The 19,554-nt window shown below is 67.1% G+C and carries 19 protein-coding genes, 1 pseudogene and 1 riboswitch; of the genes and pseudogenes, 10 read left to right on the forward strand and 10 right to left on the reverse strand.

Translation table 11 applies throughout. The features are described from left to right. The first annotated feature begins 8 nt into the window (after positions 1-8). Complete coding sequence (gene ribD / locus AC3IR9_RS03040) at positions 9-1,112, forward strand: bifunctional diaminohydroxyphosphoribosylaminopyrimidine deaminase/5-amino-6-(5-phosphoribosylamino)uracil reductase RibD (protein ID WP_489293974.1); 1,104 nt, start codon at positions 9-11, stop codon at positions 1,110-1,112. Between the two features lie 143 nt (positions 1,113-1,255). Here the strand turns inward: ribD and AC3IR9_RS03045 are convergent, their stop codons facing one another. The 4 genes from AC3IR9_RS03045 to AC3IR9_RS03060 all read right to left on the reverse strand — a co-directional run bounded on the left by AC3IR9_RS03045 (position 1,256) and on the right by AC3IR9_RS03060 (position 3,596). Continuing rightward, complete coding sequence (locus AC3IR9_RS03045; protein WP_489293975.1) at positions 1,256-2,140, reverse strand: hypothetical protein; 885 nt, start codon at positions 2,138-2,140, stop codon at positions 1,256-1,258. 122 nt (positions 2,141-2,262) lie between these two features. Then, the gene (locus AC3IR9_RS03050; RefSeq protein WP_489293977.1) at positions 2,263-2,553 is read right to left on the reverse strand and encodes a type II toxin-antitoxin system RelE/ParE family toxin; all 291 of its coding nucleotides are present in this window, start codon (positions 2,551-2,553) and stop codon (positions 2,263-2,265) included. Continuing rightward, positions 2,550-2,828 carry an antitoxin of toxin-antitoxin stability system gene (locus AC3IR9_RS03055; protein ID WP_489293978.1) on the reverse strand — a complete coding sequence of 93 codons (279 nt, stop codon included), beginning with the start codon at positions 2,826-2,828 and terminating at the stop codon, positions 2,550-2,552. The genes AC3IR9_RS03050 and AC3IR9_RS03055 overlap by 4 nt, the downstream gene beginning before the upstream one ends. 132 nt (positions 2,829-2,960) lie before the next feature. Continuing rightward, positions 2,961-3,596 (reverse strand): outer membrane beta-barrel protein, encoded by a 636-nt coding sequence (locus AC3IR9_RS03060; protein ID WP_489293979.1) that lies wholly within the window; start codon positions 3,594-3,596, stop codon positions 2,961-2,963. Between the two features lie 157 nt (positions 3,597-3,753). Further along, positions 3,754-3,898, forward strand: a riboswitch (FMN riboswitch). A gap of 121 nt (positions 3,899-4,019) precedes the next feature. Between AC3IR9_RS03060 and AC3IR9_RS03065 the strand changes: the two genes are divergently transcribed. From AC3IR9_RS03065 to thiL, 5 genes are all read left to right on the forward strand, one after another. Further along, on the forward strand, positions 4,020-4,697 hold the full coding sequence (locus tag AC3IR9_RS03065; RefSeq protein ID WP_489293980.1) for a riboflavin synthase: 678 nt from the start codon (positions 4,020-4,022) through the stop codon (positions 4,695-4,697). Further along, positions 4,694-5,791 carry a 3,4-dihydroxy-2-butanone-4-phosphate synthase gene (gene ribB / locus AC3IR9_RS03070; RefSeq protein ID WP_489293981.1) on the forward strand — a complete coding sequence of 366 codons (1,098 nt, stop codon included), beginning with the start codon at positions 4,694-4,696 and terminating at the stop codon, positions 5,789-5,791. Before AC3IR9_RS03065 ends, ribB begins: the two co-directional genes overlap by 4 nt. Positions 5,792-5,978: 187 nt before the next feature. Beyond that, positions 5,979-6,446 (forward strand): 6,7-dimethyl-8-ribityllumazine synthase, encoded by a 468-nt coding sequence (ribH, locus tag AC3IR9_RS03075; RefSeq protein WP_489293983.1) that lies wholly within the window; start codon positions 5,979-5,981, stop codon positions 6,444-6,446. Beyond that, positions 6,443-6,922, forward strand: coding sequence for a transcription antitermination factor NusB (gene nusB / locus AC3IR9_RS03080; protein WP_489293984.1), 480 nt, complete (start codon positions 6,443-6,445; stop codon positions 6,920-6,922). Before ribH ends, nusB begins: the two co-directional genes overlap by 4 nt. Before the next feature lie 215 nt (positions 6,923-7,137). Beyond that, on the forward strand, positions 7,138-8,103 hold the full coding sequence (gene thiL / locus AC3IR9_RS03085) for a thiamine-phosphate kinase (RefSeq protein WP_489293985.1): 966 nt from the start codon (positions 7,138-7,140) through the stop codon (positions 8,101-8,103). A gap of 53 nt (positions 8,104-8,156) precedes the next feature. On the opposite strand, the gene AC3IR9_RS03090 is transcribed toward thiL, so the two are convergent. The 3 genes and pseudogenes from AC3IR9_RS03090 to AC3IR9_RS03100 all read right to left on the reverse strand — a co-directional run bounded on the left by AC3IR9_RS03090 (position 8,157) and on the right by AC3IR9_RS03100 (position 10,559). After that, positions 8,157-8,696: an autotransporter outer membrane beta-barrel domain-containing protein gene (locus AC3IR9_RS03090; RefSeq protein WP_489293986.1), complete on the reverse strand. Its 540-nt coding sequence runs from the start codon at positions 8,694-8,696 to the stop codon at positions 8,157-8,159. Between the two features lie 4 nt (positions 8,697-8,700). Continuing rightward, positions 8,701-9,483: pseudogene (locus tag AC3IR9_RS03095) on the reverse strand (autotransporter outer membrane beta-barrel domain-containing protein); the annotation flags it as partial. Positions 9,484-9,536: 53 nt separating this feature from the next. Next, complete coding sequence (locus AC3IR9_RS03100) at positions 9,537-10,559, reverse strand: hypothetical protein (protein ID WP_489293988.1); 1,023 nt, start codon at positions 10,557-10,559, stop codon at positions 9,537-9,539. Positions 10,560-10,985: 426 nt separating this feature from the next. Between AC3IR9_RS03100 and AC3IR9_RS03105 the strand changes: the two genes are divergently transcribed. After that, positions 10,986-14,162 (forward strand): autotransporter family protein, encoded by a 3,177-nt coding sequence (locus AC3IR9_RS03105; protein ID WP_489293989.1) that lies wholly within the window; start codon positions 10,986-10,988, stop codon positions 14,160-14,162. Between the two features lie 42 nt (positions 14,163-14,204). On the opposite strand, the gene AC3IR9_RS03110 is transcribed toward AC3IR9_RS03105, so the two are convergent. The 3 genes from AC3IR9_RS03110 to AC3IR9_RS03120 form a co-directional block, all read right to left on the reverse strand. Further along, positions 14,205-14,477 carry a fimbrial biogenesis chaperone gene (locus AC3IR9_RS03110; RefSeq protein WP_489293990.1) on the reverse strand — a complete coding sequence of 91 codons (273 nt, stop codon included), beginning with the start codon at positions 14,475-14,477 and terminating at the stop codon, positions 14,205-14,207. Then, positions 14,381-14,908 (reverse strand): fimbria/pilus periplasmic chaperone, encoded by a 528-nt coding sequence (locus AC3IR9_RS03115; protein WP_489293992.1) that lies wholly within the window; start codon positions 14,906-14,908, stop codon positions 14,381-14,383. The genes AC3IR9_RS03110 and AC3IR9_RS03115 overlap by 97 nt, the downstream gene beginning before the upstream one ends. Positions 14,909-14,970: 62 nt before the next feature. Beyond that, the gene (locus tag AC3IR9_RS03120) at positions 14,971-15,555 is read right to left on the reverse strand and encodes a fimbrial protein (RefSeq protein ID WP_489293993.1); all 585 of its coding nucleotides are present in this window, start codon (positions 15,553-15,555) and stop codon (positions 14,971-14,973) included. A gap of 79 nt (positions 15,556-15,634) precedes the next feature. Here AC3IR9_RS03120 and AC3IR9_RS03125 point away from each other — a divergent pair, with 79 nt between their 5' ends. From AC3IR9_RS03125 to AC3IR9_RS03135, 3 genes are read left to right on the forward strand one after another with little or no spacing between them, the layout of a single operon-like run. Further along, on the forward strand, positions 15,635-16,369 hold the full coding sequence (locus AC3IR9_RS03125; protein WP_489293994.1) for a fimbrial biogenesis chaperone: 735 nt from the start codon (positions 15,635-15,637) through the stop codon (positions 16,367-16,369). Further along, on the forward strand, positions 16,350-16,985 hold the full coding sequence (locus tag AC3IR9_RS03130) for a CS1 type fimbrial major subunit (RefSeq protein WP_489293995.1): 636 nt from the start codon (positions 16,350-16,352) through the stop codon (positions 16,983-16,985). Before AC3IR9_RS03125 ends, AC3IR9_RS03130 begins: the two co-directional genes overlap by 20 nt. A 52-nt stretch (positions 16,986-17,037) precedes the next feature. Next, a complete protein-coding gene (locus AC3IR9_RS03135) occupies positions 17,038-19,542 on the forward strand; it encodes a TcfC E-set like domain-containing protein (RefSeq protein ID WP_489293996.1) in 2,505 nt (834 codons plus the stop codon). Positions 19,543-19,554: the final 12 nt, after the last annotated feature.

Here is a 19,554-nt window from a genome sequence, read left to right on the forward strand (position 1 = left end):
CCGTCGTCATGACCGTCTTTTCCGCCCTCGACCACCTGCACATGGCGCACGCATTGCGCCTGGCCGAACGCGCTGCCTGCACCGCACGTCCCAACCCGATGGTCGGCTGCGTGATCGCGCACGGGGAGACGGTGCTGGGCGAGGGCTGGCACCAGCGCACCGGCGGCCCGCATGCCGAAGTATTCGCGCTGCGCCAGGCCGGCGAACGCGCCCGCGGTGCCAGCGCCTACGTAACCCTGGAGCCGTGCGCCCATCATGGGCGCACGCCGCCCTGCGCGCTGGCCCTGATCGACGCGGGCGTCAGCCGCGTGGTCGCGGCGATGCGCGATCCGTTCCCGAAAGTCGACGGCGGCGGCTTCGTGCTGCTGCGCGAGGCGGGCATCGACGTTGCCGAAGGGCTGATGGCCGCGCAGGCGCGCGAACTCAACCGCGGTTTCCTGTCGCGCATCGAGCGGGGACGGCCGTGGCTGCGGGTCAAGCTGGCCGCCAGCCTGGACGGACGCACCGCGATGGCCGATGGCCGTTCCAAATGGATCACCGGGGCGGCTGCGCGTGAGGATGTGCAGCACTGGCGCGCCCGCGCCGGTGCGATTCTCACCGGCGCCAACACCGTGCTGGCCGACGACCCGATGTTGACCGTGCGCCTGGCTGGCACCGAGGTGCTGCCGCCGCTGCGCGTGGTGCTCGACCCCCGGCTGCGTTCGCTGGAATGCGCGCGCGTGCGTGAGGGCGGGGCACCCACGTTGTACCTGCACGATGCGGCGATCAGCCCACCGGATGCGGCCGATGCCGAGTTCGCCAGCGTGGCCTGCCATGACGGCCGCCTCGACCTGGGCGCGGTGCTGGCGCTGTTGGCCGGGCGCGGCATCAACGAGGTGCATACCGAAGCCGGTGCCACCCTGGCCGGCGCGTTGCTGGCCGGCGGCTGGGTCGATGAACTCCTGCTCTACCAGGCACCGACGTTGCTTGGCGAACACGGGTTGCCGCTGTTGAGCGGGCTCGGCATCCACGCGATGCAGCAGCAGAAGCGGCTGCGCGTGGTGGACCAGCGCATGGTGGGCGAGGACCTGCGCCTGTTGCTGCGGCCAGAGCGCGCAGCACAGCCCACGTAGCCCCGGGCTCTGCCCGGCTGCTTTGCGGCGGTCGCACAACATCAGCCGGGCAGAGCCCGGCGCTACGCGGGATGTGCCGGTGCCGACCGTTGGTCGGCACGCGCCTTCAACTGTAGGTGCCGACCGTTGGTCGGCACGCCCCCTCAACCGCAGTCGTCGCCCCACATCGCCTCGGCCATCGAACGCAGTGCCTTGCATTCCTGGGTCATCGCTTCGGGCGTGCTCAGCTTCGCCTTGGACGTCAGTTCGTCGGCCATCACTTCCACACCGGTGAGCTGGTCCGGTGCCGTCCTGGCAATGCACTGGCGGTGCTGCTGCAGCAGCAGGTCGCAGGCCGGCACGCCGGTGACCTTGGGTGCCTGTTCGGCCAATGCGTCCTGCGACCATGCTTCAAACGGGGCGGCCGCGCCCAGCACCGGGCCCAGCAGATCGTCGAGATTGCCGCTGTACCAGTAGCCCTCGCCCTTGCCTGGGTACAAGGTGATGGTGCCGGCCAGCTCACGACGTGGGCCGGTGCGCAGCAGCGCGGTGTAGGCATCGATGAAGCGCTTGAGATTGGCCGCCGAGTTGTCCTGCAGGCCGGCGTTGAACAGCGGGCGCACGCTGGCCAGGTCGGTGACCTGGCAGGTGAACGCAATGTCGGCGAGCTTCTGGCCCTCCACGTAGTCGCTGGTGCGGATCTTGCTGCTGCGTGCACGGCACTCGGTCCTGGCCAGGTTGGCGGCATACACCTCCACCAGGTCCGTGCCAAGCGTCGCACCGCCCTGCTTGGCCAGCACCTCGCGCAGTGGCGTCGCCAGCGCAGTGGCCAGCCCGCGCGGCGAAGGCGTGAGCGCGTCCTTGCCATCGAACGCCGGGCGCAACGCTTCGTTGAGCGTACGCGCGGCGCTGGCGTCGTCTTCCAGCAGCGTGCGCGCGTACAGGTCGAAGGTCTGTTCCGGGGTCAGCCCGCTGGCCGGCGCGGCTGACGCCAGCAGCGGAGTGCACAGCAGCAAGGTGGTGGCAAGCGCCAGGGAGGCGGTCTTCATGGTCTGCGTCCAATGCGTGGGCGCCGAAGACTAGCGCATTTACAGCAGCCCCGGCCTGGCGAGGCCGGCCCAGTCGCGCCGGTGGTCTTGCCGGTACGTGCATCGACAAGCGCTTTCCTGCGTCAGGTTCGGATTGGAGGCCACTGGCGCGCCGTATGGGTCAGTGCCAGCACCCAAATGGTGTCCTCATCAACGGCAATCTCGTACACCAGGCGATAGCTCACATGCGGGATCAATTCGCGCGTTCCAAGGATCTTGCCGGCAGGCCCCAGCATTGGGAACCGGGCAAGCGTTGCTGCGGCATCCGAGAACAGCTGATCCATGCGCACAGCCGCCGAAGGACTTTCCGTTGAGAGCGCTACCCAGATATCGTCACGATCCTGCGCGGCGTCCGGAGCCCAGATCACCTTCACTCTTTGCCCGCCGCCCTGTCGCGCCGGGCAGCGAATGTGGCCTCAACCTCATCATTGGATCTGCCCTCGCCCAACCGAATCGACGCTCGGGCGGCGTCGACTTTGCCCTGCAGGAACAGGTCGTATCCCCGTGCCTGCTGCTGGCGTTGAATGAAGTCGCGCATCATTTCGCGCACAAGCTGCGAGGCCGGACGATGTGCCGCCTCGGCTTCGGCCATGAACTGATCCCTCAGCTCTGGTTCGAGCTTCATCGTAAACACGGCTTCTTTGGACATGACGACCTCGGGCACTCGGGTAATGACGTGGTATATACATTATCATTACCGGCAATCCAGCGATGAACCAAAAAAAACGGGCCCCTTTCGGGACCCGTTCGATCATGGCGCAGCAGTGATGCCGCGGCCCGATCAGAAACTTGCGCGCACGCCCACCGAGTACTGGGTGACTTCGTCGTACGCCTGCACTTCGCCGACCAGACCCCAGGTCGGGGTGATGTTCACCTGGCCACCGAGGGTGCCGGTCCAGGTGCCATCCATGTCGCTGCCGTCGATGTAACCGGCCTTCAACCAGGCTTCGGTACGCGGCGAGGGCTTGCCACGCACGCCCAGGGTGGCGCGGGCGGCGTTGGTGTGCTCCTTGAAGCGCTCGGTGTCGAAGCCGTCGGCTTCGTACTTGGCCTCATTGTTGATGCGCAGCCAGGCGATGTCGGTGGTGAAGTCGACGCGGTCGCTCATCGGCATGTGGTAGCCGACGCCCAGCTCCGGCTGGTTCAACTCCTGCTTGATGCGCAGGTCGTAGCTGCCCAGGTCGTAGGTGTGGGTCTTGGACACCGTGCTGTACGCAGCAAACACATGCACCTGCTCGGCGATGGCGAACGAACCGCGGAGGTAGCCGCCGTCCAGCTTCGGCTTGGACGGCGCGCCGTTGCGGTCCAGCTGCAGCTGGGTCCAGCCACCCTCGACGTAGGTGTAGCTCAGGCCATCGGCGGCGGCCGAAAGCGGGGCGATGGCCAGTAGGGCGACGGCCAGAAGAATGTTGCGCATGCAGGTTCCTTGTTGGGTGAGGTCCATTTCAGCCGGCCCTTCATGGGCGGCAGCGACGGCAATTCAGTGCCGCGCGGCGGGATTTTAACCATATCTTCACAAAAAGCGAGCAGTCAGGTAGCCCTGTTACAATGGCCGCGCCGGTTCGCCGGTACACAAACGTCTTCAGGGCGGGGTGCGATTCCCCACCGGCGGTAGGTGCGCAAGCACGAGCCCGCGAGCGCTTCCGGTCCTGCCGGAAGGTCAGCAGATCCGGTCCAATGCCGGAGCCGACGGTATAGTCCGGATGAAAGAAGACGGTGTCTGCCGGGCCTTGTGCCTGGCGTGCACCACTATGCCTTGCGGCGTTTTTCGCTCACTTTCTGCGGGAAACGTTATGTCTCAGCTTTCTGTTGTTCCCTGCCTCCCGATGGAGGCCCACTGATGTTCACCGGCATCATTGAAGGCGTAGGCCAGCTGGCCACGCGCGAAACCCTTGGCGGCGATGTCCGCTTCACCTTCAACGTCGGCAGCCTGCCATTCGATGCAGTGCAGCTCGGCGAGAGCATCGCCATCAATGGCGTGTGCCTGACCGTGATCGCATTCGACACGACCAGCTTCCAGGCCGATGCCTCCACCGAAACCCTCGGCCTGACCACGCTCGGCCAGCTCGCCGATGGCGCGGTGATCAACCTGGAACGCGCGATGCGCCCGACCGACCGCCTCGGCGGCCATCTGGTCAGCGGCCATGTCGATGGCCTCGGCCATGTGCTGTCCATCCACGACGACGCCCGCGCCCAGCGCTGGCGCTTTGCCGCACCGGCCGCGCTGCTGCGCTACATCGCCAAGAAGGGCTCGATCTGCGTGGACGGCGTGAGCCTGACCGTCAACGAGGTGGATGCCGAAGGCTTTGAGGTCGCGCTGATTCCGCACACCGTGGCCAACACCGCCTTTGCCGCCACCGGCGTGGGCGGTGCGGTGAATCTTGAGATTGATCTGGTGGCCCGGTATGTGGAGCGGCTTGTGGGTCTGCCGGCCAACGGTCGGCAGCTACCGGATGATGGCCGGCAGCTACCGGATGATGGTCGGCAGTTGCAGGGTGATGCAGGAGACGCCGCATGAATTTCGCGCCGATTCCCGAGATTCTGGAAGACATCCGCCTGGGTCGCATGGTGGTCATCGTCGATGACGAAGACCGCGAGAACGAAGGCGACCTGATCATGGCCGCCGAATTGGTCAAGCCGTCGGACATCAACTTCATGGTCACCCACGGCCGCGGCCTGGTGTGCCTGCCGCTGACCCGCGCGCGCGCGGCCGACCTCGGCCTGGCGCCGATGGTGCAGGCCAATACGGCGCAGTTCCAGACCAATTTCACCGTCAGTATCGAAGCCGCCGAGGGCGTCACCACCGGTATTTCCGCCTACGACCGCGCGCACACCATCCGCACCGCGGTGAAGCCGGACGCCAGGCCGGCCGACCTGCACCAGCCGGGCCACATCTTCCCGCTGATCGCCCAGCCGGGCGGCGTGCTGACCCGCGCCGGGCATACCGAGGCCGGGGTGGACCTGGCGATGCTGGCCGGGCTGGAGCCGGCCGGCGTGCTGGTGGAGATTCTCAACCCCGACGGCAGCATGGCGCGCCGCCCGGAACTGGAGGTGTTCGCGCGCGAGCACGGTTTGAAGATCGGCTCGATCGCCGACCTGATCGCCCATCGCCTGGCTACCGAAAAGACCGTGGAGCGCGTGGATGAGCGCGACATCGACACCGAGTTCGGCCCGTTCAAGCTGGTCACCTACCGCGACCGGATCGCCCACGACCTGCATTTCGCCCTGGTCCGCGGCACCCCGGACACCGAACCCACGCTGGTCCGGGTGCAGGTGGAAAACCCGCTGGCCGACCTGCTGCACTGGCGTCGCGACGACTTCGGCGTGGCTTCCACCGATGCCCTGCGCGCCATCGCCGCCGCCGAACGTGGCGTGATGGTGGTGCTGTCCGCGCCGCGCGACAGCAACAGCCTGCTGGCCCGCCTGCGCCAGCAGCCGTTGCCGGTGACCCCGGGCAAGGACAAGGATGTAAGCCAATGGCGCCGCAACGGGGCCGGTGCGCAGATCCTGTCCGACCTGGGCCTGGGCAAGCTGCGCGTGCTGGGCACCCCCCGGCGTCAGATCGGCCTGGCCGGGTACGGCTTGGAAGTGGTGGAGACGGTCACGCCCTGACCGGTACCGCGAACCACCGTCCTGTAGAGCCGGGCTCTGCCCGGCTGCCCCACGAACCACCGCGTAACGCCAGCCGGGCAGAGCCCGGCTCTACGCGGCCATGGCCACCCGGGCCGCGCCGGCCCTTGTCCGGCGTAACTGGCCCGCCCGCGTTAAACTAGTCAACCTTTTGGACCCCACGCCGAACATGAGCCACTACGAAGGCGATCTCCGTACTCCGGAAAAGGCCCGTTTCGCGATCCTGGCCAGCCGCTGGAACGCCCGCATCACCGACGTGCTCGTCGCGGGTGCGCGGCAGAGCCTGGCCGGCAACGGCATCGCCGAAGCGGCCATCGACGTGATCCGCGTGCCCGGTGCGTGGGAACTGCCGCTGGTGGCTGCCCGCCTGGCCGCTGCGCATGAGCATGCCGCGATCATCGCGCTGGGCTGCGTGATCCGCGGCGACACCCGCCATTACGAACACGTCGCCGATGGCTGCGCCGAGGGGCTGATGCGCGTGCAGCTGGATTTCGGCGTGCCGGTGCTCAATGGCGTGCTGGCGGTGGAAAACGCCGAGGATGCCGAGGCCCGTGCCGGCGGCAGCCATGGCAACAAGGGTGAGGAAGCCGCGCTGACGGCGTTGGAAATGGTCAATCTTCTGGAGCAGTTGTCGTGAACAAACCAACCTCGGGCAAGCCCTCCGGCAAGCCGGTCCGCCGCGATGGCATCGACCCGGTGCTGCGCTCGCGCGCGCGCCGTCGTGCCCTGCAGGCCATCTATGCGTGGCAGATCTCCGGCGGCACCGCGCAGACCGTGATTTCGCAGTTCGCCCACGAGCAGGCCCGCGAAGTGGCCGACCTGGCCTATTTTGAAGCGCTGATCCACGGTGTGCTCGAAAACCGCAAGGACCTGGACGAAGCGCTGGACCCGTACCTGGACCGTGGCATCGACGAAGTGGATGCGATTGAACGTGCCGCACTGCGTGTGGCCGCCTTCGAGATGCGCCACCGCCTGGACGTGCCGTACCGCGTGGTGATCAACGAAGCCATCGAGTCGGCCAAGCGCTTCGGCTCCGAGCATGGCCACACCTACGTCAATGGCGTGCTGGACCGCGCGGCGGTCGAGTGGCGCAAGGTCGAATCCGGTCACTGACCCGCCGGTGGTAATGAGCCGCCGGTGGTGATGACCCGCCTGGTAGTGCCGGCCGCTGGCCGGCAACCACCGGGAGTCTGAGGTTGCCGGCCAGCGGCCGGCACTACCGACAACCGCACGCAGCGCGGCAGGCATAACCGCCCATCGCGCGCCGCGCGGCACGTACAACCGCCCCACCGCGCACGGCGCGGCACGCACAACCGCGGGAGCGCCCCATGTCCCTTGCCGAATTCGCCCTGATCGACCGCATCCGTGCCCGCACCGCCGAGCGCGACGACGTGGTGCTCGGCATTGGCGATGACGCCGCGCTGCTGCAGCCGCGCCCGAACGAACAGCTGGTGGTCACCGCCGACACGCTCAACAGCGGCGTGCATTTCCCGGCCGAGACCATGCCCTTCGACATCGGCTGGAAGACCCTGGCGGTCAACCTGTCCGACCTGGCTGCCATGGGCGCACGCCCGGCCTGGTGCACGCTGGCGTTGTCGCTGCCCGACGCGCACCCGGACTGGATCGAATCCTTCGCCGACGGCTTCTTCGCGCTGGCCGACGAACACGCCATCGCGTTGATCGGCGGTGACACCACGCGTGGGCCGCTGTCGCTGTCGGTCACGGCGATGGGGCAGGTGGCACGCGGGCAGGCGCTGCGCCGCGACCGCGCCCAGGTGGGCGATGACATCTGGGTGAGCGGCACCCTCGGCGACGCCGCCGGTGCCCTGCAGCTGTGGCAGCGCGGCGAGTTGAACATCGCCACCGCCACCGTGCTGGGTGATTACGAAACACTGCGCCTGCGCCTGCTGCGGCCGACCCCACGGGTGACGCTGGGCCTGCGCCTGCGTGCCTTCGCGCATGCCGCCGTGGATATCTCCGACGGCCTGCTGTCCGACCTGGGCCACATCGCCGCGCGCAGTGGTGTCGGTGCCGAAGTGGATGCCGACGCCGTGCCGCTGTCACCGGCCCTGCGTGCGGTGCTTGGCCGCGACGCCGCGCGTGCGTGTGCCCTGCGCGGCGGCGACGATTACGAACTGTGCTTCACCGCCGCCGCCGACCAGCGCGAGGCGCTGCATGCCGTAGCCGAATCGCTGCGCCTGCCGCTCACCCGCATCGGCCGCATCGTGGACGGGCAGGGCGTGCAGTGCGAATGCGAAACCGGGCCCGGCGGCTACCAGCACTTCGCGGAGTGAGTTGAGCAGCCGGGCAGAGCCCGGCTCTACGTCACCTCACGCGCGACCCACCCTCACCACCGGTACGACATCCCCAGGTTCGCCGTCGCTTCGCGATACCCGTGGTCGCCGCGCATCACGCCCAGCCCACCCCAGCCACTCAGCCCCGAGCGGAACTCCACCCGGCCACCGGCGCTGATCTCATACCGGTTGCGCGGTACGCTCGCCTGCAGCACGTCTTCATCGAACGCCATGCCGTTGCTGCTGCCATCGCGGTACCAGTTCACCGCCAGGTACGGGCTCACCGCCGCACCCACCGTGGCGCGCGACTCGCCCTGCAGGCGCAGGCCCACGCGGCCCGACAGCCCGTCATCGCCCACGCTGCGCACGATCGTGCCGTTGCGCTCTTCGTGGCGGTCGGTGGTGGCGTCGGTGTACACCAGCTGCAGTTCCGGCTGCAGACTCAACGCGGTGCTGCCGATCTGGCCGATGGTGAAGCGATAGCCCGCTTCCAGCGACGACTGCCAGATGTCCGAGTCGTAACGCTCGGCGGCCAGGCCCTCGCCCTTGCACGCGGTTGCGGAACTGCCCGCGCTGCACGCCGGCATCCACATACATCGCCTCGTTGCTCCAGTTGCCGTACACACCGGCCGCGCCGCCCTCCACCTTGCCGCGCGCGCTGTAACCGGTCACCTCCGAACGCGACTGCGCATCGGCCTGCCCGGCGGTGAACATCACGCCCACACGGCCCCGGCCGTTATCGAACACGCCCACGTCGGCCCCCAGCTGCAGGCGCGAGCGCTGCACGCGCAGGTCCAACTGGTCCTGTACCGCGGACAGGTGGCTGTTGGTGGCATCGACCCGCGCCCAGCCACGCACGCCGTCGGCCGTTGCTTCGCCGCCCTGGCGGTCGCGCCACTGGTGGCGCAGCAGCTGGTCCATGGCGAACTGGTTGGCCAGGTAGGCACCGGCTTCCGGGCGCAGCACCGGGGTGGGCGGGTCGATCGGGTCAATCGGGTCAATCGGCTTGCACTCGGGCAGGGTCGGGTCGACCAGGCACGGGTCCGGCGCGGTGGCCAGTTCCGAGCGCAGGTACCAGTTGCCGTTGGCGTCCTTCACCAGCGAATACTCGTACTGCCCACCCACCGCACGCCCGACCAGGTCGAACTGCGCATTGGACGCACCGCCGATGTCGATCAGCTCGATGCCACGATCGGTCTTCGCGCCGGTGCCGCCGGCGTTGCTCACCCGCACGTTGGCCTGCCCGTTGGCATCGCCGGTGATGACCAGCCGGTCACTGGCCGAACGGTCATCGCCGAGCTGGGTGTTGAAGGCCAGCGTGCCGCCATCGCCGGTGAACGAATCGACGGTGAGGGTGTTGAACGTGGTGCCGTCGCCCATCCCGATGGTGCCGGTGCTGCCCAGCGCCAGCCGGCCGACGTTGCTGTCGCCGGTCAGCAGCCAGGTGCTGTCGCCGTCGATGCTGGCCGAGGTGACGTTGAAGAAGCGGCCGTCGATCTGCGCCTTGTTGCGCAGGACGACATCCAGCGATCCCGTGACGGTCGCCGCATCGAAGGTGATGTTGCCCGCCAGGCGGGAATCGTCGACGGTGAAGCTGACTCGGTCTGCTCGGGGCTCCGGATGATGTCGTCGCCGACCCGCAGCAGGTTTCCGTCGCCGCCGATCAGTCGTGAATGGTTGGCGACGGTGATGTCGTAGCGGTTTGCCTCCAACGGCATGACCTGGATCGCGGCACCCCGACCGGATTCCAGCGTCGCGTTGTCGATGCCCAGGCGCAGGCTGCCCGCCGGATTCGCTTCACCCCACAGCATGGCGCCGACGTTGGCAGCGGTTATGTACGAGCCATTGATGATATCCATCTGACCCATCTGCAACCGCACACCCAAGCCGCTGTTGTAGGGCCTGCTGGTGTCCGGTGCGTCCTCGACGCGGAGGGTGGTGCCACTGATCCATGCATAGGGATTGCTCGCCCCGGCGCTGACATCGGCGGCCAGATCGACGCCTATGGCCTTGCGTTCGGTGGGCCGCAGGCCCGCGGTCGTGACAATGACCTCGCTGTCGCGCAGGTATGCCTCGGTGCTGGAGGCCCGAAGCGAAATTCCGCCCAGGATACGGCTGTTGTCAGCGCTCAGACGAGCGTTGCCGTAGAGCGTGATGGCATCCTGTGCGGTACCGCTGCGGGTTACTTCGGCACCACGTTCGAGCGTAACGGTGGAGGTGCCGTCGGCGACAATCTGCAGCGTCTTTCCAGCGGCCACCGCCAGCTGCGAGTCATTGATCAGGCGCCATGCTTCCACCGGATCGGTCGGACCGACGATGGCACTCTGGTCGTCAAGGTCACCGGCCAGGGCCACGCCCATGGGCAGGGCGGTCAAGGCCAGCAGCAACCCCTGTGCAAGTGGGCGCAGGGTGGGGCGGACATTCGTGCGGAGGTTCCAGCGTGCGGGAGAATTCATGGTCACGTCCTTTCAAGGGGAAACATCGGCCACGTCGCTGTGCTGAGACGGTTACGGATTCACCTGTACGACGATCAATGCAGTAAATGTGAAACCGGGGTGGGCGAGGGCATCGCAGCGCGTGTGGATCGGGTTGGCTGAATGTCTGGTCGCACGGCCTTCGGCATCCCATGCAACTAGTTGCAAATGCAGGAGGTGACGATTGTTCGGGCGGTTTTGATTCAGGCGGTCGATCGTGTGAATGATCGCCCAAGCTGATATTGCTTTTGATCACTGTCGCTTAGCGCACCACGTCTTACATCTGTACGACGCTTACAACAATTTGCATGGTGCGCTATCACGCCGATAGACAGGATCACCCGGGCATTTGCCAGGAGCATCCCTATGCGCTTTATCCATCCACGTCATAAAACACTCGCGCTTGCCATGAGCGCTGTACTTTTCGCCGCACACCCGGCCATCGCCCAACAGGTCATCGCCGACGGCGATGATCAGACGCCCGCCGCCGGTGATTACCACACCTCCGATCCGGCCGATCCGGGCACCACCGCCGGCCATGCGTTCATGGCCCGCAACGGCGGCAGCATCGTGCCGTCGGGCGAGGTCAACCTGCGCACCGAAGGTCAACGCGCGTCAGGGGCACGCGTAGAGGGGGCGGGCAGTCGTATCGCGTTGAACGGTGGCAGCGCGGTCACCACCGGTTACGGTGCCGCCGGCCTGGCCGCCCATGACGGTGGCCGACTGGACCTGCGAGGCACCCGTATCGAGACCAGTGGTAGTGCGGCCAGTGGCATCGAACTGGGCAACGGCAGCGTGGTCGCCGACAACCTCCACATCACCACCCGCGGCGGGCTGTCGCACGGTATCGAGCTGCGCGACGGTAGCGCCGAATTGCGCGATAGCGTCATCGACATCCAGGGCAGCAGTTCAAATGGCCTGTTCGTTGCCGGAGGCACCCTGCTGGCCGAGCGCGTGCGTATTGAACACGCCGGCGGCGGTGCGGCGGTATGGATAGAGCCGGGGAGTACCAACGATGTGACCCTGCGTTCGGTACAGATCAACGGAAACGGTGCTGGCTCCACCGGCATCCTTGCCGGACGTGGAAGCGCCGTGGAGCTGGAAGACGTGGACATCAACCTCACCCACGAACGCTCCGGTGAGGGCATCCTGGTGGGCGGCGATGTGGTGGTGCGCGGTGGTCGCATCCACGCCGGTGGCAGCAACGCAACCGCGCTCAGCTATGGCGCGAGCGGCGGCAGTGTCGCACTGGACGGCACGCAGGTTCATGGCCACACAGGCGTGTTCATGATGGAGGGGGCCGCGCTGGACATGCGCAACAGCGTACTCACCAGCGTGAGCACCGGCATCAACATCAACCAGCGCAATGCCACCGCGCGCGTGGAAGGGTCTTCCATCACCACACAGAATGGTGTGGGCATCCTGATGTTCAACGACGCGCAGTTGGAGGTGGTCGGTTCGCGCATCAGCGCCGACGGCGAGCTGCATCAAGCGGTGTCGGTGCTGGGCGGAGCGGCCACCCTGCGCGACAGCGCGCTGCGTACCGGCGGTCGAAACGGGCATGGGCTCTATGTGGAGGGCTCCGGCACGCCGGCCCCGGTAGCCCATGCGCAGGCCGTCGATATCCTCACCGAAGGCGACGGTGCCATCGGCGCCATCGCCCGGCTCGGTGGCAGCGTGCACCTGGCCGACAGCGTCGTCCGCACCACCGGTATCAGTTCGCACGGCGTGCTGTCGGGCGGCCGCGGCGAGATGACGCTGCGCGATACGCACGTCCGCACTGAAGGCGCGGGCGCCTGGGCGGCGGTGATCAATGACAACGGCCGCATGCAGATCGACGGGGGCTCGCTGGTGAGCGCGCAGCACGGCGGCATGTGGTTGCGTAGCAGTCGCGATGCGGGGCTGACATTGGACAATGGCGCACTGCTGTCCGGGGGCAATGGCACCGCACTGTCGCTGGACGCCGCGGTGAGCGGTCGCTTCGACGTACGGCTGGAGAACGGCGCGCAGATGCAGGGTGACATTGTCATCACCCGCGAAGACCTGGAGAACGGGCTGGTGCCGCAATCGCAGGTGCAGGTCAGCCTGGCCGGTGGCTCGCACTGGTGGGGCAGCAGCGACCTCGTGGAGCACATGGAACTGGACGGCGGCAGCCAGTGGACCCTGCGCGGTGACGCACGCGTGGATGCGCTGACGATGCGCGACAGCACGCTGGCCCTGTCCGATGGGCGTGCTGCGGTGGGCACCCTACTCACCGTGGACGGCGACCTGCACAGCGATGGCGGCACCTTCCTGTTTCACGGTGCGCTGGCGGGCGATGACACGCTGATCGACCGCCTGCACGTGCGCGGCGATACCAGCGGCGACGCCAGCCTGCGCGTGCAGAACGTCGGTGGCGTGGGCGCGCCCACCGAAGATGGCATCCCGCTCATCCAGGTCGACGGCGCATCGCTGGCGCGTTACGCCTTGGCGGGGCGTGCGGTGGGGGGTTCGCACGAGTACTTCCTGGTCCAGGGCGGTATTGCCGATCCCAACGATGGCCAGTGGTACCTGCGCTCGCAGTGGTTTGATCGCTGTCAGGACGATCCGACCGCCCCGGGCTGCATCACCCACCCGGACCCGGAAGAGGGCGGTGACGGGGGCATTCCGATTACGCCGCCGGGGCCGGTATTGCGCCCGGAGGCAGGCGCCTACCTGGCCAACCAATCCGCCGCGATGGGCATGTTCCAGCACCGTCTGCATGATCGCATCGGTGCGCCCGGCGTGGCCGAGGGGCGTGGCGCCTGGGCGCGCGTGGGCAGCCAGCAGGCCGATTTCCACGCGGTGGGTGGCCAGTTGGCCGTGGACGGCGCGACCACGCTGCTGCAGATCGGCAGCGATCTGTGGCAGCGCAACGGCACAACGCTGGGCGTGATGCTGGGCAGCGGCCGTGCCGATAGCACTGTGGCTTCCCGGCTGACCGGCTACACCGCCAAGGGGCGCGTGCGCGGCAACGCCCTGGGCGCCTATGCCACCTGGTTGCAGATGCCCGGTCAGAGTGCGGGTGCCTACCTGGACACCAGCGTGCAGTACGGCCGTTTCGACAACCGCGTGGAAGGCGTGGGGCTGGACCGTGAGCAGTACGACGCGCGCGTGCTGAACACCTCGGTCGAAGGCGGCTATACGTTCACCGTGTGGCAGGGGCCGGCGGCCACACTCCATGTGCAACCGCAGTTGCAGCTATCGCACGTGGATGCCCGCACGGACCGGCATGTCGAAGGCAACGGCACCCGTATCGACCAGGCTGAAAGTGGCGGGTTCAGTGGGCGGCTGGGTATACGCGTGTTCGGCCACGACACCCGGGCAGGCAATGTGGTGCAGCCCTACCTGGCGGCCAACTGGCTGCGGGGGACGGCCAGCAACCGGATGCGGTTCAACGAGGAGGTGTTGGCAGCAGCGCTGCCGCGTGATCGCTACGAGCTGCAGGCAGGTGCCGAGGTGTCGCTGGGCCAGCGTGCGGCGATCTGGGGCGGGATGACCGTGCAGCGCGGCAACCACGACTACCGCAACGTGGGCGCTCAGTTGGGCATGCGCATGCGCTGGTAACGGCAGCAGGGAGCCGGGCGATGCCCGGCTTCCCGTGTGGTGCTACAGGCCGACCTTCGCCACCTGCTCGCGCGCGGTGCCGTAATCGTCCAGCCAATGGAACGTCACCGTCGCCGGTGACGGTGTACCCGCTGGCAGTGCCAGCGTGACCTGCTGCCCGGGGGCCACCATGTCAGCGTCGATCTGGCCACCGTCGGCCAGGGTGATGCGGCTGAGGGTCACGTGATACGCGGTGGGGTTGTGGATCTGCAGCCCGCCGTCGCCTGTCGGCGTCCATTGCAGGGCCGCGGCCGCATCGCGCGCGCTGCCCGGCAAGCCGGCCGGGCGGTAGAACAGCTTGATGCGTGTGCGTACCGCGACTGCAGCAGGTTCTTGCCTTCTGCTTGTTGCGGTTTCGGCGGAATGTCCAGAAGATTGAAGTACAGCAGCGACTCGCGGTCGGTTGGGAGTGCGGCACCGGCCATCGGGGCATAGGTCAGCCGGAACGCCTGTGCGTGCCCCACCTCGATGCGTCGCGTAGTGGGGGTCAGCACGAACGGCAGCTTCTGGCTGCCCGCTTTCGCGCTGGCGTCGCCATCGTCCAGCCAGACCTGGGCCAGCGCAACGTTGTCGCCGCGGTTGCTCGCATTGACCGTCACTGCTCCCTTGCTGCCGTCGTAGACCACCCGCGTACCCTGCAGGGTCACGGCGGCCGATGCCGGCATCGCCGCTCCGGCCCCGCCCAGAGCCAGCAGCAGCGCATACACGCGAATACTCATGGAATGTCCTCGGAAAGGGCCACCCGGCGGCATGGCCGGGTGGCCGGGGCTTACTTGTAGATGATGTCCATCTGCGCGGCGGCGTTTGCCGAACCGGCTTCGACGTCGGCGGCGGCCCCGGTCTTGCTGTACCAGACGCTGTGCTTGAGCGTCTGCGGCGCGGCATCGCTAACGTTGACGAACTGCGTCGGCGCGCTGTTGATCATCAACAGCGTGTCGGTGATGTCGTAGATGCGGTACGCCACGCCCTTGGCAGCGCTGGCTGCGGTCAACGCCAGGCCACCGTCGGCAGTGGCCGAGCCGCTGAACTTCACCGCCACATCGTGCGAGCCGCTGGCACCGGGGCAGCTGACGGCAACGTCCAGGTCGCGCCGGCCGATACGCTCGCTGTCCTTGAGGTCTTCAAGGTCCACCTTGCCCATCTGTACGTCCAGCCCGCCATTGATGGTGGCGGTGCAGGTGGTCTCGACGATCTCGCCGCTGATGCTGCAGATCTCCGTGCTGGACGGGTCCGGTGCCCAGAACAGCCCGTGCGGCATCCGTATGTATGCCAAGCTCGCCGCCGAACTGAGCGGCGCGCCCAGAAAGGCGGCGTACAGCAGCGGGGCGTAGAGCCGGGCGCTGCCGGACGTCACGCTGTTTTTGCAACTTTTTGCATAGGCGCAGCCAATGTGTGGTGTGAGTATGCACGCTCATTCTCCAAGCGAGCCCGCAATGCTGCGCGTTCTCTCTCTCCTGCTGCTGGCGACCTTCGCCTGTAGCGCCCATGCCGCTGCACCGCAGATCAACGTCGGCGTGCTGTTCGACTATCTGCAGCCTGCGCACAGCAACCTCCTCAAGCGCATCCGCAATACCGGAGACGGCACCGCCTATGTGCGCGTGGAGGTCACCGAGATGCACTTCGATTCCGGTGGAAAGGCTAGTGAAGTGGCCGTGGATACTGCCGCGCTGGTACGCAATGATTCCGCTGCGCGTGGCGTCATCGCCAGCCCCAGCCGGTTGATCATCGCCGGCAACGGCCAGCAGGCCACACGATTGATCTACCGCGGCTCGCGCGGCGAAGAGCGCTATTACCGTTTGCGATTCGTGCCGGTCGCTCCCAGTGCCGAAGAATTCTCCCTCAGTGAAGAAGACGCGCTGAAGGCCAGAGAAATCACCTCGGCGATCCGGGTATTCACCGGATTCGGAACGCTGCTGTTCATCGCGCCGGAGAACGCGCACTACGACACCCGCGTGCAGGACAACCAAGTCCACAACCATGGCAATGCCACGGTGGTGCTGGATAACCTGCGCTATTGCCAGCGGGCCAGTCCGGACACCTGCACGCCTGGTGTCATCGCCCACATCCGGCCGGGCCGTGCCTACACGCTGCAGGCCGCTGATGCGCAGTTCGCCCGCTACGAGCTGGTGGAAGGCGACAACCAACAACGTGTCGATTCGCGACGCTGATCTGTCGTCCTTCAGCCTGCGCTCTTGTCCCGAACGGGTCCGCCAGGCGCCCGCCCGGGTTGTTTTGCCACTGCCCTGGTTTCTTCAATCCCTCACCCCTCCAACCTGGAACGTTTCCATGTCCATTAAAAGCTCTCTTCTGACTGCAGTCGCAGCACTGCTCATCACCCCGGCCGTTGCCCTGGCTGCTACTGAAACCAAGACGATCACTGTCAATGTGACCGCCGATGTGCCCAACAATGCGGGACTGCAGGTCTCCACGCCGGATGGCTGGGAAGGTCTGCCGCAGAACCTGCCGTGGGATGTTGCCCGTCAGACCTTGAATGAGCTGACCGGCCGTGTCATCAACGTCAAGTCGCCGGCTGAGATCAGCGCCTACCTCACCGCACCGGCGCAAATGTCCTCGGCGGCTGACGTGGTGGACCTGGTGGTGAAGCTGGACAACGTGGTGGTGCCGGCAACCGCGGCAGCGAAGGTCGTGGTCGCCACCGAATCGCAGGCGGCCGCTGGCAAGGCGCTTGCCTTCGCCATTGCGCCTACCGCGCCGAGCGGTGGCTACCAGCAGGGCAGCTACGGCGGCCAGTTCCACATGATCTTCGAGAGCGACATTCCGTAAAGCGCTTCCTGCCTGCGGCACATCGCGCCGCAGGCGGGGCCGGAATCGCCCTATGCTCACTTTTCATTCTTCTGCCTACCTGGCGCTTGCTCGCCTGACGGTCGCCATCGGCGCCGTACTGCTTGCAGGCTCCACCCATGCCGCTGGCTTGGCGCCGGGCGAACTGCCCAACTTGCTGGACCAGCGCGAGCGCATGCCCGTGGAGTTCCGCGAGCACCTGTTCGGCAATCCGCTGACAGTGCGCGTAGAGCTGGATGGTGAGTATCTTGGCGATGCGCAGGTGCTGCTGCATCAGGACAATCGTGTGCAGCTCATCGGCTTCGGCGAGAGCCATGGCAGCTCGTGGCCGCAGACTGAACGTACACGCTGGACCGAGCAACTGGCCGAACCGATGGTGCTGGGGGTGTGCACGCAGCAGTGCCGTGGCCTGGCCGCGCTGCACTACAGCCTGGCCAACTCGCTGCTCAGCCTGCTCACCCCGGACGGTGCGCAGCAGGAAGAACGACATATCGCGCTGCCGGACGCCGGCAGCCGCGGTCTGATCGTCCGCAACAGTCTTGCCGTGCACGGCGGCCAGCAACAACCCACCGCTGCGCGCTACAGCGCCGAGCTGCGTGGCAGCCTCGGCCACTGGAGCACGGTCGGCAGTTATCAGTATTACGCCCAGCCCGACAGCGCCGAGCACTATCTCAGTGCCCTGTACGCACAGCGCGAGCGGGGCGACCACTTCATCCGCGTTGGCTATTTCCTGCCCACCTTCGAAGGAACCATCCGCCAGCCGCGTGCACCGGGAACCCAGAACGACACAGCCCTGGGCCTGATGGTGGGCTCCTCGGACGTATTGCTGGCCGATACCCGCAGCGCCAGCGTGTTCCCGGTCTATGTCACTGCCAGCCGCGACGGCGTGGTGGAGATCCTGCGCGACGGCAACCTGCTGACCACGCAATCGGTCAAGCCTGGCATCCAGGAGATTGATACGCGGCGCCTGCCCGGTGGCATCTATGACGTGGAGCTGCGCGTAGTGGAGGACGGTCGCGAGGTGTCGCGCGAGATCGCCGCCATCCACAAGCCCAACCGCTGGCGCGATCCCAGCCGGCGCTGGCGCTACAGCCTGTTCGCCGGTCAGCAACGCGGCCTGTTCGACAGCGGCAGTACCGGCCAGGACGGCGAGATCGCTGCGGGCGCCGTGGTCAACTACCTGCTGCACCCGCGTGCGGTGGCTGGTGCCAGCGTGCAACAGATCGGCGAGCGACGTGCTGCCGGTCTTTCGATGGACTGGCAGGCCAGCGACCGCTTCAGTACCTACACCAATGTCTACACGTCGAGTGATGCCGGGCGAGGTGTGGACCTGCAGGGTCTGTACCGTTATCGCGCCGGCTCGATCGTGGCCAACCATGCGCGCCGCTGGATTGAAACGCGGCAGCGCATGCTGCCCGGTGACGGCGCGCCGCCGCGCTGGGAAACCAGCGGCGGCTGGCAGGACACCACCGCAGTATCGATCACCCACCGTTTCAGCCATCGCGACAACGCGAGCCTGCGGGTGGCGCGCAGCTCCGGGTTTACCCGCGGCACCGGCATCGACGTGTCCTACGGTCGCCGCGAAACGCTGTTTGGCCGGCATGACGTGAACTGGCGGGTCTCGGCTTACGATCGCCCCGGCGGCCGTTTCACACAGTATCGCCGTCAACGCGGCATCGACCTCATCATAAGCGTATCGCTGGGCAGCGAGCAGCGCAGCTACAGCGGTAGCATTGGCAGCCGCACCGATGAGGGCGGCCAGCGCGACACCTACGTGACCGCCGCCGCCACCCAGCGCGTGGAGGGCAAGCTGGTACACACCGTGACCGGCACCGTCACCGCCGAACGCAATGGTGTCGGCGGTGGCCTCGGCACCTATCTGCAGAGCCCGCTGCTGGAAGGCGACGTGCAGCTGTACGCAGACCCGGGCACCGGCAGGATCAGTGGCAGCGCCAACCTGGACAGTACCGTGGTGCTGGGTGGTGGCAAGGTCGCCGTGCTGGGCCAGGGCCGCAGCGGCAGCGTGGATACCGGCATCATCGTAGACGTGCGCAGCGACTACCCCGATATCGACCTGCGTGCCGACGACAGCCGTGGTGGTGGCGTGGTGCTGCGCGCAGGTCGCAACTTCGTGCCGGTTACCGCGTATCGCGCCGGCCACGTGCAGTTTGATTTCCAGGGGCGCCACGCTCCCTCGGCTGCGCTGCAGCCAACCACGGTCAGCTACCACCTCAACAAGGGCGGGGTGATGCACGCCACGCTCGACGTGCTGCGCACCTTTACCGTGATGGGCCAGGTGATCGACGCGCACGGCAACGGCATGCGTGGCGCGCAAGTGATCAATCACGCCGGCCGTAGTGTCAGCCAGGAAGAGGGTTTCTTCACCCTGGAGCTGAGTGCACGTGCGCCGGTGGTGGAACTGCGTTACCCGAACCAGATCAGTTGCGTGCTGACGATGGAAGAAGGGCGCTACCCGCGCGAAGGCGATGTACTGATGGTGGGCGGCGTGCAGTGCCCGCCGCCGCTGGCAACGCAATAGCGTTCCCCTTTT

The sequence above is a fragment of the Stenotrophomonas sp. GL_101 genome (genome assembly GCF_057835675.1).